This is a genomic window from Streptomyces subrutilus, assembly GCF_008704535.1.
Lineage (GTDB): Bacteria > Actinomycetota > Actinomycetes > Streptomycetales > Streptomycetaceae > Streptomyces > Streptomyces subrutilus.
In genome coordinates this window covers 4,630,001-4,643,411 of the sequence record NZ_CP023701.1, presented here as the reverse complement: position 1 = coordinate 4,643,411, position 13,411 = coordinate 4,630,001, and the positions used below count along the sequence as shown (strand labels likewise).

Here is a 13,411-nt window from a genome sequence, read left to right as displayed (position 1 = left end):
ACAACCGAACATATCTCTCTATGACGGTTGTCGGCACCCGCTACCGGAACGTACCTCCGTTCAGGTGACTGTTCACTCTTACTACCTGCAACGATGCGCCTTCCCCCGCAGTTCCAAATCTATTCGCAAGATTTTTGGTCTGTACGAGTCGCCGACCGGTTGCGATCGAAGGAACCGGCCGGTGCGGCCACCACCGCCGCCCTCAAGCCGACCCCCTCCACCAGCCCCGCGGCCCGTACCGCCCGCGCCGCCTCCGCCAGCGTGGCCCCCGTGGTGATCAGGTCGTCCACGAGCACGATCGAGGCCCCGGCCGTCAGGCGCGGCCCGTCCCGGCACACCGCGAGGGCCCCGGCGAGGTTCTCCCGGCGCTCCCGGGCCCCCAGGGCCGCCTGGTCCGCCACCGCGCGCCGCAGCGCCAGTACGGGCGCCACGCGCGCCGGCACCCCGGCCCGCCGCAGCCGCGCCGCGGCCGCCAGGGCGATCCTGCGCGCCGGGTCGTGCCCGCGCGCCCGGACCTGCCGCCGCGCCGACGGGACCGGCACCAGGGCCAGCTCCCCCGGCCCGTCCCGCGCCCCGCGCCCGCCCGCCCGGACCGCCGCCGCCAGCGCCGCCCCGAGCGCCCCCGCCAGCGGCAGCGCCCCGCGCTCCTTGTGCGCCAGCAGCACCTCCCGTACGCCCCCCTCGTACCCGGCGGCGGCGTGCACCACCGGCAGCCCCGCCGGGCGCGGCCAGGGCCGTACCGGCCCCGCCGCGGCCCCGCTCAGCGCCTCCAGGCACCGGCCGCACAGCAGCGTCCGCGCGGCCCCGCAGCCCGCGCAGTCGACCGGCAGGACCAACCCGGCGAGCTCACGCCACCACTCCCGCATCACCCCACCCTGCCGGAGCCCGCCCCGCACCCGCCACCCCTGTGGACAACCCCGGAACGGGCCGCACCGGAGCCCGGCCCGGCCCCGCGCGGGGCCGGCCCGTCGGCGGCGCGGCCGCCGCTCAGCCCGGGTAGGCCGGTCCGCGGCCGCCCGCCGCCGCCGTGCGCCACTGCGCCCCCGGCGGCAGCCAGACGATCCCGTCCTCCTGCGAGTACGCGAGCACCGGCTTCGGCTTGTCCTCGTCCTCCGAGACCGCGACCGCCACCGCCACCAGCTCGGTGGCCCCGGGCAGGCTCGCGGCCACCATCGAGCCGTCCGCCAGCATGTAGCGGGCCTGGTCGACGCCGCCGCTCTCGCGGCCCACCACCAGCAGCCGGCCCCGCGGCGCCCAGCTCATCGCCGTCACGTCCGCCATCTGCGGGGCGGCCGGGCGCAGCTCGCGCACGGACACCGCCGAGGCGTCGCCCTTGCCGGCCGGCCGCTCGACCCGGCCGACCCACAGGTTCTTGCGGCCGCCGGGCTCCAGGAGGAGCAGCGCGATCCGCACCCCGTCCGGGGAGATCTTCAGCGAGGTGATCCGCCGCCCGTCGAGCCCGGACACCTCCACCCTCTGCGGCGCCCCGGTCCCCCCGGGCACCCGCCACAGCCCCGCGTTGGCCGGGTCCTGGTCGGCGACCCACAGGTCACCGGCCGCGTCCCAGCTGGGCGTCGTCAGCAGGTTCGGCTTGGCACCCCGGCCCACCAGCACCGGCGGCGGCATCGCACCGGACCCGGTCAGCGGCACCACGTACAGCCCGTGGCCGTCCTCCGAGACGACGGCGGCGCGCCGCTCGCCGTGCGAGACGGCCGCGGAGCCGACCTTGAAGCCGGGCGCCGTGGCCAGCGGCCCCGGCACCGCCTCCGGCCGGTACTGCTGTTCGTCGTTGGTGACGTCGAGCTTCATCCGCACGAGCCGGCTCTCGGCGTCCACGTAGTACTGGAAACCCGGCGTCGGGGGCCGGTTGGCGAGGTCGGCCGCGGCGACCTCGCTGACCGCGCACATCGAGGTCTTGCCGTCGGAGCGCAGCAGTTCGACCCGTTCGGGCCGGGACGCCGTCAGGTCCTTGACGGTGTAGAGGAGTTGGGTGGCCATCTTCTGGCACTGCGGCTGGGCGACGTTGTCGGCCTTGGCGTTGAGCGGCACGCGCAGCGTGTTCTGACCGTCGTAGGAAAGGGACTTGGTGCCCTCGCGCAGCTCGGTGCCGGTCGGGAAGCTGGACTCCACGACCGGTCCGAGCCACTTGGACGGGCCGGCGAGCAGCGACTGCACGGTCTGGGTGGTCGGGTCCATCCGCGAGTCGGGGTCGCTGCGCTGACGCACGTAGACCGGGTCGGCCACCAGGGTGCCGCCCGCGAAGTAGTACTTGCTGACGGGCATGTACATGCGCTGGAAGTCGGAGTCGCTGAGCACCAGGCTGCGCGGCGGCGTCGCGATCCGCCACTGCTTGTCGACCTGGACGAGCTGGAGGAACTCCTCGTACTGCGCCCCGCCGGTCTCCGGCTGGTACGCGCTGCGCTCGTCGACCGTCGCGAGCTTCTTGCCGGCCACCTTCCAGCGGGCCTGGTCCGAGTTCTTCTCGCCCTGCACGGGGAAGCGGTCGAGGCCCGCGGAGAGCACGGTGACCGCCGAGCCCGGTTTCCAGCTCTTGGCCGCGTCCTCGGTGAGGTACTTGCGGGCCGTCTCCAGCTGCGGGTCGTCGCCGGTCAGTGCCTCCAGGAAGCCGTCGACGATGTCGGCCGGGCTGGCCTTGTCCGCGGGCGGCACGCCGAACACCCGGACCTGCGAGTCGACGCCCTGCGAGCCGCGCACCGCGCGGATCTCGCCGTGGTCGGGCATCGAGGCGCACCCGGCCAGCAGCAGCCCGGCCGCGCCCAGCGCGCACGCGCGCAGCGCCCGCGTCCGCGTACGCCGGCGCCCGGGGGCGCCTGCGGCGGCCGCGCGCTCCGGCGCACCCCCCGCGCCGGCCCGCACCCCGGCTCCGGCCCGCGGCCCCTCGTGCCCCGGCCCGGGCCCCGGCTCAGCGTCCATCGGTTCGATCCTCCTGTGCTGCCTGCTCGGCGGGCCGGGCCACCACCCGGGACCCGTTGCCCGGCAGGGCCGTCGGGTCGGCCGGTACGTTCTGCGCGCCGGCGACCGGCGACCGCGGCGGTATCGGCGACCGGTCGGGCCCCTCGGCCTGCTGCCGCCCGTCCGCACCGGCCGCGGCGGCGTCGGCGGCGGCCCGGGCCCGGTTGGCCCGCGAGTCCTCCGGCTCCAGCGGGATCGGCGAGCCCCGCAGCGGCTCGTCGGCGGTGCGCGGCAGGGTCAGGCGGAACTGAGATCCGCCGCCCGGCTCGCCCCAGGCCTGGAGCCAGCCGCCGTGCAGCCGGGCGTCCTCGACGGCGATGGACAGGCCCAGGCCCGTACCGCCGGTGGTGCGCGCCCGGGCCGGGTCGGCCCGCCAGAAGCGGTTGAAGACGCGGGTGGCCTCGCCGGGCTTGAGCCCGACCCCGTAGTCCCGTACGGCCACGGACACGGCCCCGCCCGCCGAGGCGAGCCGGACCACCACGTCGCGGCCCTCGCCGTGCTCGACGGCGTTGACGACGAGGTTGCGCAGCACCCGCTCCACCCGACGGGCGTCGGCCTCGGCGATCACGGGCTGGGTGTCGCCGAGGACGCGGATGCGGCTGCCCTTGTGCTCGGCGAGCGGCTCGGCCCCGTCGATGACGCGGCGCACGACGTCCCGCAGGTCGATGGGCTCGGCCTCCAGGGCGGCGGCCCCGGCGTCGAAGCGGCTGATCTCCAGCAGGTCGGCGAGGAGCGACTCGAAACGGTCGAGCTGTCCGGCGAGGAGTTCGGCGGAGCGCGCGGTGACCGGGTCGAAGTCGACGCGGGCGTCGTGGATGACGTCGGCGGCCATCCGCACGGTCGTCAGCGGGGTCCGCAGCTCGTGCGAGACGTCCGAGACGAACCGGCGCTGCATCCGGGAGAGCTCCTCCAGCTGCTGGATCTTGTTCTGGAGGTTCTGGGCCATCTTGTTGAAGGCCTCGCCCAGCCGGGCGATGTCGTCCTCGCCGGTGACCTTCATCCGCTCCTGGAGCCGTCCCGCGGAGAGCCGCTCGGCGATCCCGGCGGCCATCCGGACGGGGGTCACGATCTGCCGCACGACGAGCCAGGCGATGGCGCTGAGCAGCACCACGACGAACAGGCCGGCGGTGGCGATGGTGCTCTTGACCAGGTTGAGGGACTCCTCCTCCTGGGTGAGCGGGAAGAGGTAGTACAGGTCGTACGGATCGCCCTTGATGTCGGTGAGCCGCTTGCCCACGACCAGCGCGGGCTCGGGCGCCTTGTCGCCGGCCCCGGCGGTGTACCGGATCTCGGAGAAGGTCTTGAAGGTGCCCGTGGCGTGGTTGACGGCCCGGCGCAGCTCCAGCGGCACGCTCGCGGTCGGGTCCACGTTGCCCGAGGCGCGGGCGCCGCGGACGCCCTGGGCGCCGCCGGGCGGCGCCGGGTCCCCGGTGCCCGCGCCGAGGGCGACCACCTCGAAGGCGGTCTGGCCGCCGCTGGCCAGCTGCTTGACCAGGGAGTTCATCCAGGTGCTGGCGTCGAGGCCGACCTTGTTGTCGGTGGCGTCGGGCCCGTCCACCGCCGCCGGGGCGTTGGCCTTCTCCTGTGCGACCGCGAAGCCTCCCGCGGCCTGGCTCTGCGCGGCCTCCTCCTTGGCGTCGAGGAGGCCCTTGCTCACCTGGGCGATGACGACGAACCCGAGCGCGAGGACCACGGCCAGTGACATCAGCAGGGTGGCCGCGACCACCCGCAGCTGGATGTTGCGCCGCCACAGCCGCACAGCCGGGAGCAGCGGCCGGCGTACGAGGCGTACGCACAGCCGCAGCAGGGCTCCGCCGGGCGCTCCGTCCCGGAGCAGCCGGCCGCCCCGCAGGCGCCCCGGGCGGGAGGCGCCCCGGTCCGTGCCGGGCTGCACGTCAGCTCGGTCCGGCCTTGTATCCGACACCGCGGACCGTCACGACGATCTCGGGGCGCTCGGGGTCCTTCTCGACCTTCGAGCGCAGCCGCTGGACGTGCACGTTGACCAGCCGGGTGTCCGCCGCGTGCCGGTAGCCCCAGACCTGCTCCAGCAACACCTCGCGGGTGAACACCTGCCAGGGCTTGCGGGCGAGCGCGACCAGCAGGTCGAACTCCAGCGGGGTCAGGGCGATCGAGGCGCCCTCCCGCTTGACCGAGTGCCCGGCCACGTCGATGACCAGGTCACCGATGGCCAGCTGCTCGGGCGCGGGCTCCTCCGACCGGCGCAGGCGGGCCCGGATGCGGGCCACCAGCTCCTTCGGCTTGAACGGCTTCACGATGTAGTCGTCGGCCCCGGACTCCAGGCCCACGACCACGTCCACGGTGTCGCTCTTGGCGGTGAGCATGACGATCGGCACGCCGGACTCGGCCCGGATGAGCCGGCACACCTCTATGCCGTCCCGTCCGGGCAGCATGAGGTCCAGCAGCACCAGGTCCGGCTTCGCCTCCCGGAAGGCAGCAAGTGCCTTGTCACCGTCCGCTACGAACGACGGCTCAAAACCTTCTCCACGCAGCACAATGCCGAGCATCTCGGCCAGCGCGGTGTCGTCGTCGACGACAAGGACGCGTCCCTTCATGGTTGACATCATCCCATTAGCTAATCGTTACCTGGCGGTGAGCTGTCCCACAGCCAAAAGGGCTGGAAATCGCCCCTCGGACCTGCGTGGTGATCAGGTCGACCAGTCTGCCCCGGATCCGGGTGACAATTGAAGGTACGGGCTGCCGGAGATCAAGGGGGACGGCCGGTCCGTTCGGTGATCCCACGTGGCACGATGGCAGCGACCAGCGCCCCCGCCCCAGCAGGTGCACGTGAAGGAGCGACGATGAACGACTCTCCGGGCTGGGCTACGCCCGGACCCTCCCCGTCCGACGGCGAGCCGCAGGGGGCACCCGCCGACCGGCCGGCCGCCGCCGACCCGAAGTGGTCCGCGCAGCAGCCCCCGCCCGGCCAGTGGTCGAACCCGGCCGACGGCGCACCCGCCCCCGCCCCGCAGCAGCCCCCCGGAGCCCCGCAGCCGGGCCGGGAGCAGGGCCAGGGCTGGGGATCGTACGACCAGGGCGACCGGCCGGGCGCACCCCAGGGCGCCCCGTACCCGGCTCAGCAGGGCGCCCCCTACGCCGGCCAGTACGGCTACCCGGGCGGCCCCGGCCAGTGGGGCAAGCCCCCGGCCGCCAAGCCCGGCGTGATCCCGCTGCGCCCGCTCGGCCTCGGCGAGATCCTCGACGGCGCGGTCTCCACCATGCGCACCCACTGGCGCTCGGTCCTCCCGATCACCCTGGTCGTGGCCACGGTCGTCCAGATGATCAGCGTGCTCGTACAGAAACTGCTGCTGGCGGACCTGGCGACGTTCGACCCGAACCGGACGCCCGACGCGGAGGAGCTGATCAACAGCATCGGCAGCGGGCTGTCGGTGACGGTGGCGACCAAGTTCGTCGAGTTCCTCGCGACGGTCGTGGTCACCGCCATGCTCACGATGATCTTCAGTCGGGCCATCCTCGGCCACGGCTCCTCCGTCGCGGAGGCCTGGCGCGACGCCCGCCCCCAGCTGCTGCGCCTGATCGGCCTGACCGTGCTGCTGGGCATCGGCCTCGCGCTGCTCGCGGCCGTCATGGTGGTGCCCGCGATCCTCTCGCAGAGCATCGGCGTGGCCCTGATCGGCATGCTCCTGTGGATCGTGGTGGCCGTCTGGCTCTGGACCTCCTTCAGCCTCGCCTCCCCGGCCCTCATGCTGGAGAAGGGCGGCATCTTCAAGGCCTTCGGCCGCTCCTGGAAGCTCGTGAAGGGCTCCTGGTGGCGCGTCTTCGGCATCTCGGCGCTCACCGTGCTGATCACCGGCATGGTCTCGATGATCATCGTCTGGCCGCTCACGCTCATCGGCGTCTTCGCCTTCGGCGGCGGCATGTCCGGTCTGGAGGACGGCACCGCCGCCGTCACCTGGGGCGCGCTCATCCTCTCCGCCGTCGGCCTGGTCGTCGCGCAGTCGATCACCATGCCGATGCAGTCGGGCGTCACCGTCCTGCTCTACGTGGACCAGCGCATCCGGCGCGAGGCCCTCGACCTGGAACTCGCCCGGGCGGCCGGCGTCGAGAACTACGGCAACGGCACGGCCGGAGGCTGATCCGCCGATGGTGAGCACGGGGGGCCTCATCACGCGCGCCGCGGCGCTCCGGCCGGGCGCGGACGCACCACCGGTGACGACACCGCGCGACGCCGCCCGCGAGGCGGCCGAGCGCGAACTGGCCAAGCCGATGTACCACGAGAACGACCCGGGCCTGCTGACCCGTGCCCTGCGCAAGGCACTGGAGTGGCTCGACGACCTGTTCTCCGCGGCCGCCGGGGCCTCCCCCGGCGGCGCGCTCGGCCTCGTCGTCATCCTCGTGGTCGTCGTCCTGGCCGGGGCCGCCCTGTGGTGGCGGCTCGGCTCCCCCCGCCGGGCCCCCGCGGGCGCCGGCACCCTCTTCCACGACGGCGTCCGCAGCGCCGCGGACCACCGCACGGCCGCCGGGGCCCACGCCGCCGCCGGCCGCTGGACCGAGGCCGTCCAGGAGCGGATGCGCGCGGTCGTCCGCTCCCTGGAGGAACGCGCCCTGCTCGACCCCCGCCCCGGCCGCACCGCCGACGAGGCCGCGACCGAGGCGTCCGCCGCCCTCCCCCGGCACGCCGCGGACCTGCGCGCCGCCGCCCGCACCTTCGACGACGTCACCTACGGCGGCCGCACCGCCGACGCCGACGCCTACGCCCGCCTGAGCGCCCTGGACCACACCCTGACCCGCACCACACCGCTCCTGACGGGCCCCACCCCGTGACGGCCCCCACCCCGGACGCAACCCCCGACGCCCCGGACCCGGGTACCCCCACGCCCCCGAACCTGAACCCGACCCCGGCCACGCCGCCCCGGTGGGGGACCCCCGTACCCCCCTCGGCCCCGACTCCCGGCGCTCCGCCGGCGACCGCAGCAGCACCGGCGGCCACCGCCGCCCCCCGCCGCAGCCCCGCGGAGCGGAACCGTCGCGTGCGGAAGTTCCTCGCCGTCCTCGCCGTGCTCCTCGCCGGCGGCATCGTCACCGCCGCCCTCACCGCCGGCACCCGCCACGGCTACCTCGACCCCCGCTCCGCCGACCCCTCCGGCAGCCGAGCCCTCGCCGAACTGCTCCAGGACCGGGGCGTGACGACCCGCGTCGTCACCACCGCCCGCGAGGCCGCCGCCGCGGCCGGCCCCGGCACCACCCTCCTGGTCACCGCACCGGACCGGCTCGGGGCCGGCCGGCTCAGCGCCCTCCGCTCCGCCACGGACCTCGCGGGCGGCCGCACCGTCCTCCTGGCCCCCTCCGGCCCGAGCCTGCCCGTGCTGGCCCCCGGCGTACGGACCTCCGGCGAGGCCCGTCCCGACGTGCTCGCCCCGGACTGCGCGCTGCCCGCCGCCCTCTCCGCAGGCCGCGCCGCCACCGGCTCGGGCCTGAGCTACGCCACCCTCCCCGGAGCCACCGCCTGCTACCCGGCCGGCGGCCACCCCACCCTCCTCGTCCTCCCCCCGGGCACCACCGGCGCCGGCAGCACCGGCGAGACCGTCCTCCTCGGCTCCGAGGCGTTCCTCCTCAACGAGCACCTCGCCGAGCAGGGCAACGCCTCCCTCGCCCTCCAACTCCTCGGCTCCCGCCCTGAACTGGTCTGGTACCTGCCCTCCCTCGCCGACAGCGACCCGGAGACCGCCGCCGACGGCGAGGAGCAGAGCTTCTTCGAGCTGCTCCCGGCCGGCTGGTCCTGGGCCCTCCTCCAACTCCTCGTCGCCGGCGTCCTCGCCGCCCTCTGGCGCGCCCGGCGCCTCGGCCCCCTCGTCACCGAACGCCTGCCCGTCGTCGTCCGCGCCTCCGAGGCCACCGAGGGCCGCGCCCGCCTCTACCGCAAGGCCGGCGCCCGCGACCGGGCCGCGACCGTACTGCGCGCCGCCACCCGCGAACGCCTGGCCGCACTCCTCGGCGTCCCGCCCACCCGGGCCCACGACCCCGCGACCCTGGTCCCGGCCGTCTCCGCCCGCCTCACCCCCGCGCCCGAGCCGCAGCAGCGGCCAGAGCCGCGACCGCGCGACGTGAACGCCCTCCTCTTCGGCACCACCCCCTCCGACGACGCGGCCCTCGTCGCGCTCGCCGACCACCTCGACGCCCTCGAAAGAGAGGTCCGTACGTCATGACGTACCCGGCCACCGAGCCCGCGACCACGACCGCGGACAGCGCCCGCGCTTCCCTCGAAGCGCTCCGCACCGAGATCGGCAAGGCCGTGGTCGGCCAGGACTCCGCCGTCACCGGTCTCGTCGTCGCGCTCCTGTGCCGCGGCCACGTCCTCCTCGAAGGCGTACCCGGCGTCGCGAAGACCCTCCTGGTCCGGGCCCTCGCCGCCTCCCTCGAACTCGACACCAAGCGCGTCCAGTTCACCCCCGACCTGATGCCGAGCGACGTCACCGGCTCCCTCGTCTACGACGCGCGCACCGCCGAGTTCTCCTTCCAGAACGGCCCGGTCTTCACCCACCTCCTCCTCGCGGACGAGATCAACCGGACGCCCCCCAAGACCCAGTCCTCCCTCCTGGAGGCGATGGAGGAGCGCCAGGTCACCGTCGACGGCACCCCGCGCCCGCTCCCGGAGCCGTTCCTCGTCGCCGCCACCATGAACCCGGTCGAGTACGAGGGCACGTACCCCCTCCCCGAAGCCCAACTGGACCGCTTCCTCCTCAAACTGACCGTCCCGCTGCCCTCCCGCGAGGACGAGATCGGCGTCCTGACCCGGCACGCGGCCGGCTTCGACCCCCGCGACCTGGCCGCCGCCGGCATCCGCCGCGTCGCCGGCCCGAAGGAGCTGGACGCCGCCCGCGAGGCCGTCACGCGCGTCACCGTCACCCCGGAGATCGCCGCGTACGTCGTCGACGTCTGCCGCGCCACCCGCGAGTCGCCGTCCCTGACCCTCGGCGTCTCCCCGCGCGGAGCGACCGCCCTGCTGGCCACCGCCCGCGCCTGGGCCTGGCTCACCGGCCGCGACTACGTCACCCCCGACGACGTGAAGGCCCTCGCCCTGCCGACCCTGCGCCACCGCGTCCAGCTGCGCCCCGAAGCGGAGATGGAGGGGGTCACGGCCGACGCCGTCATCACGGCGATCCTCTCCCACGTCCCCGTCCCGCGCTGATGGCCCTCACCGGACGCGCCGCCCTGCTCGCGGCCCTCGGCAGCCTCCCCGTCGGCATCCTCGAACCGGGCTGGACGGGGCTGCTCGCCGTCAACGGCACGCTCGCGCTGGCCTGCGCCGTGGACTGCGCCCTCGCGGCGCCGGTCCGCGCCCTCGGGCTGACCCGGTCCGGAGACACCTCGGTACGCCTCGGCGAACCGGCCGAGGTCCACCTCACCCTCACCAACCCGAGCGGCCGCCCGCTGCGCGCCCGCGTCCGCGACGCCTGGCCCCCGAGCAGCTGGCTCCCGGGCACGGAACCGGCCGCCTCACGCCACGACGTGGTGGTCCCGCCCGGCGAACGCCGCCGGCTGACCACCCGCCTGCTCCCCACCCGGCGCGGCGACCGCCGTGCGGACCGCGTCACGATCCGCTCGTACGGGCCGCTCGGCCTGCTCGCCCGCCAGGGCACCCACACGGTCCCCTGGACGGTACGGGTCCTCCCCCCGTTCACCAGCCGCAAGCACCTCCCCTCCCGTCTCGCGCGCCTGCGCGAACTCGACGGCCGTACGAGCGTGCTCACCCGCGGCGAGGGCACCGAGTTCGACAGCCTGCGCGACTACGTCCCCGGAGACGACACCCGCTCCATCGACTGGCGGGCCACGGCCCGCCAGAACAGGGTGGCCGTGCGCACCTGGCGGCCCGAACGCGACCGGCACATCCTGATCTGCCTGGACACCGGCCGCACCTCGGCGGGCCGCGTCGGCGACGCCCCCCGGCTCGACTCCGCCATGGACGCGGCCCTCCTCCTGGCCGCCCTGGCCACGCGGGCCGGCGACCGCGTCGACCTCCTGGCCCACGACCGCCGGATACGCGCCCGGGTCCAGGGCCGGTCCGCCGCCGACACCCTGCCGTCCTTCGTGAGCGCGATGGCCGACCTGGAACCGGAACTGGTCGAGACGGACTCCCGCAGTCTCGTCTCCACCGTCCTGCGCAGTGCCCCGCGCCGCTCCCTGGTGGTCCTCCTGACGAGCCTGGACGCGGCCCCGATCGAAGAGGGCCTGCTCCCGCTGCTCCCGCGCCTCACACAGCGCCACACGGTCCTGCTGGCCTCGGTGGCCGACCCGCAGGTCGCGGAGATGACGGCCTCCCGCGGTGACGTGGACGCGGTCTACGCAGCCGCGGCCGGCACCCAGTCCCGGTCCCAGCGCCGCCGCACGGCCGACCAGCTCGGCCGGTACGGCGTCCACGTCGTCGACGCGACCCCGGACACCCTCGCCCCCGCCCTGGCCGACGTCTACCTCGCCCTGAAGGCCGCCGGCCGGCTCTGAACGCCCTCTGAACGCGCGAAAGGGGCCCCGATCGATCGGGGCCCCGAAAAACTGTCCTGGAACGCAGAAAAGCCCCGCACCATAAGGTGCGGGGCTTTCCCACAATGATTGTTCGGCGGCGTCCTACTCTCCCACAGGGTCCCCCCTGCAGTACCATCGGCGCTGAAAGGCTTAGCTTCCGGGTTCGGAATGTAACCGGGCGTTTCCCTAACGCTATGACCACCGAAACACTATGAAATTTGAACGCTGGTATTTTCACAGCCGTTCGTTATTTCAGAACTAACACAGTGGACGCGAGCAACTGAGGACAAGCCCTCGGCCTATTAGTACCAGTCAGCTTCACCCGTTACCGGGCTTCCACATCTGGCCTATCAACCCAGTCGTCTACTGGGAGCCTTACCCTCTCAAGGAGGTGGGAATACTCATCTTGAAGCAGGCTTCCCGCTTAGATGCTTTCAGCGGTTATCCCTCCCGAACGTAGCCAACCAGCCATGCCCTTGGCAGGACAACTGGCACACCAGAGGTTCGTCCGTCCCGGTCCTCTCGTACTAGGGACAGCCCTTCTCAATATTCCTACGCGCACAGCGGATAGGGACCGAACTGTCTCACGACGTTCTAAACCCAGCTCGCGTACCGCTTTAATGGGCGAACAGCCCAACCCTTGGGACCGACTCCAGCCCCAGGATGCGACGAGCCGACATCGAGGTGCCAAACCATCCCGTCGATATGGACTCTTGGGGAAGATCAGCCTGTTATCCCCGGGGTACCTTTTATCCGTTGAGCGACGGCGCTTCCACAAGCCACCGCCGGATCACTAGTCCCGACTTTCGTCCCTGCTCGACCCGTCGGTCTCACAGTCAAGCTCCCTTGTGCACTTACACTCAACACCTGATTGCCAACCAGGCTGAGGGAACCTTTGGGCGCCTCCGTTACTCTTTAGGAGGCAACCGCCCCAGTTAAACTACCCATCAGACACTGTCCCTGATCCGGATCACGGACCGAGGTTAGACATCCAGCACGACCAGAGTGGTATTTCAACGGCGACTCCACAACCACTGGCGTGGCTGCTTCAAAGTCTCCCACCTATCCTACACAAGCCGAACCGAACACCAATATCAAACTATAGTAAAGGTCCCGGGGTCTTTCCGTCCTGCTGCGCGAAACGAGCATCTTTACTCGTAGTGCAATTTCACCGGGCCTATGGTTGAGACAGTCGAGAAGTCGTTACGCCATTCGTGCAGGTCGGAACTTACCCGACAAGGAATTTCGCTACCTTAGGATGGTTATAGTTACCACCGCCGTTTACTGGCGCTTAAGTTCTCAGCTTCGCACACCCGAAAGTGTACTAACCGGTCCCCTTAACGTTCCAGCACCGGGCAGGCGTCAGTCCGTATACATCGCCTTACGGCTTCGCACGGACCTGTGTTTTTAGTAAACAGTCGCTTCTCGCTGGTCTCTGCGGCCACCCCCAGCTCAAGGAGCAAGTCCTCTCACCAGTGATGGCCCCCCTTCTCCCGAAGTTACGGGGGCATTTTGCCGAGTTCCTTAACCATAGTTCACCCGAACGCCTCGGTATTCTCTACCTGACCACCTGAGTCGGTTTAGGGTACGGGCCGCCATGAAACTCGCTAGAGGCTTTTCTCGACAGCATAGGATCATCCACTTCACCACAATCGGCTCGGCATCAGGTCTCAGCCTTATATGAGGGACGGATTTGCCTACCCCTCGGCCTACACCCTTACCCCGGGACTACCACCGCCCGGGCTGGACTACCTTCCTGCGTCACCCCATCGCTTACCTACTACCACCTTGGATCGGCGGCTCCACCACTTTCCTTTCCCCGAAGGGTCCGGAACGGCTTCACGGCCTTAGCATCAGAGGATTCGATATTGGGCGTTTCAAAGCGGGTACCGGAATATCAACCGGTTGTCCATCGACTACGCCTGTCGGCCTCGCCTTA

Annotated in this window: 9 protein-coding genes and 2 rRNA genes (1 of these 11 only partly in view); 5 read left to right on the top strand and 6 right to left on the bottom strand. The window is 72.5% G+C overall.

Annotated elements, in window-relative coordinates:
• Window positions 1-119: 119 nt before the first annotated feature.
• The 4 genes from CP968_RS20395 to mtrA form a co-directional block, all read right to left on the bottom strand.
• Window positions 120-866, bottom strand: a complete 747-nt coding sequence (locus tag CP968_RS20395) for a ComF family protein (protein ID WP_150519370.1) — start codon at window positions 864-866, stop codon at window positions 120-122.
• A 121-nt stretch (window positions 867-987) separates the two neighbouring features.
• Window positions 988-2,934, bottom strand: a complete 1,947-nt coding sequence (locus CP968_RS20390) for an LpqB family beta-propeller domain-containing protein (RefSeq protein ID WP_150519369.1) — start codon at window positions 2,932-2,934, stop codon at window positions 988-990.
• Window positions 2,924-4,780 (bottom strand): MtrAB system histidine kinase MtrB, encoded by a 1,857-nt coding sequence (gene mtrB / locus CP968_RS20385; RefSeq protein WP_150522023.1) that lies wholly within the window; start codon window positions 4,778-4,780, stop codon window positions 2,924-2,926. Before mtrB ends, CP968_RS20390 begins: the two co-directional genes overlap by 11 nt.
• A gap of 88 nt (window positions 4,781-4,868) precedes the next feature.
• Window positions 4,869-5,558: a two-component system response regulator MtrA gene (gene mtrA, locus CP968_RS20380; RefSeq protein ID WP_189828951.1), complete on the bottom strand. Its 690-nt coding sequence runs from the start codon at window positions 5,556-5,558 to the stop codon at window positions 4,869-4,871.
• A 234-nt stretch (window positions 5,559-5,792) separates the two neighbouring features.
• Here mtrA and CP968_RS20375 point away from each other — a divergent pair, with 234 nt between their 5' ends.
• The 5 genes from CP968_RS20375 (at window position 5,793) to CP968_RS20355 (ending at window position 11,451) form a co-directional block, all read left to right on the top strand.
• Window positions 5,793-7,088, top strand: coding sequence for a DUF7847 domain-containing protein (locus tag CP968_RS20375; protein WP_150519368.1), 1,296 nt, complete (start codon window positions 5,793-5,795; stop codon window positions 7,086-7,088).
• A gap of 7 nt (window positions 7,089-7,095) precedes the next feature.
• Complete coding sequence (locus tag CP968_RS20370) at window positions 7,096-7,776, top strand: DUF4129 domain-containing protein (protein WP_150519367.1); 681 nt, start codon at window positions 7,096-7,098, stop codon at window positions 7,774-7,776.
• Window positions 7,777-7,982: 206 nt separating this feature from the next.
• Window positions 7,983-9,158 (top strand): DUF4350 domain-containing protein, encoded by a 1,176-nt coding sequence (locus CP968_RS20365; protein WP_150519366.1) that lies wholly within the window; start codon window positions 7,983-7,985, stop codon window positions 9,156-9,158.
• A complete protein-coding gene (locus CP968_RS20360) occupies window positions 9,155-10,141 on the top strand; it encodes an AAA family ATPase (RefSeq protein WP_150519365.1) in 987 nt (328 codons plus the stop codon). The genes CP968_RS20365 and CP968_RS20360 overlap by 4 nt, the downstream gene beginning before the upstream one ends.
• Window positions 10,141-11,451, top strand: coding sequence for a DUF58 domain-containing protein (locus tag CP968_RS20355; RefSeq protein WP_150519364.1), 1,311 nt, complete (start codon window positions 10,141-10,143; stop codon window positions 11,449-11,451). Before CP968_RS20360 ends, CP968_RS20355 begins: the two co-directional genes overlap by 1 nt.
• A gap of 110 nt (window positions 11,452-11,561) precedes the next feature.
• On the opposite strand, the gene rrf is transcribed toward CP968_RS20355, so the two are convergent.
• A 5S ribosomal RNA gene (gene rrf, locus CP968_RS20350) occupies window positions 11,562-11,678 on the bottom strand.
• A gap of 76 nt (window positions 11,679-11,754) precedes the next feature.
• Window positions 11,755-13,411, bottom strand: a 23S ribosomal RNA gene (locus CP968_RS20345) (it continues 1,468 nt past the right edge of the window).

What these genes read in the sequence shown, in the direction of transcription:
- CP968_RS20355 (WP_150519364.1), top strand. Translation starts at nt 10,141, where the DNA reads ATGGCCCTCACCGGACGCGCCGCCCTGCTCGCGGCCCTCGGCAGCCTC.
- CP968_RS20370 (WP_150519367.1), top strand. Translation starts at nt 7,096, where the DNA reads ATGGTGAGCACGGGGGGCCTCATCACGCGCGCCGCGGCGCTCCGGCCG.
- CP968_RS20390 (WP_150519369.1), bottom strand. Translation starts at nt 2,934, where the DNA reads ATGGACGCTGAGCCGGGGCCCGGGCCGGGGCACGAGGGGCCGCGGGCC.
- mtrA (WP_189828951.1), bottom strand. Translation starts at nt 5,558, where the DNA reads ATGATGTCAACCATGAAGGGACGCGTCCTTGTCGTCGACGACGACACC.
- CP968_RS20360 (WP_150519365.1), top strand. Translation starts at nt 9,155, where the DNA reads ATGACGTACCCGGCCACCGAGCCCGCGACCACGACCGCGGACAGCGCC.
- CP968_RS20395 (WP_150519370.1), bottom strand. Translation starts at nt 866, where the DNA reads ATGCGGGAGTGGTGGCGTGAGCTCGCCGGGTTGGTCCTGCCGGTCGAC.
- CP968_RS20375 (WP_150519368.1), top strand. Translation starts at nt 5,793, where the DNA reads ATGAACGACTCTCCGGGCTGGGCTACGCCCGGACCCTCCCCGTCCGAC.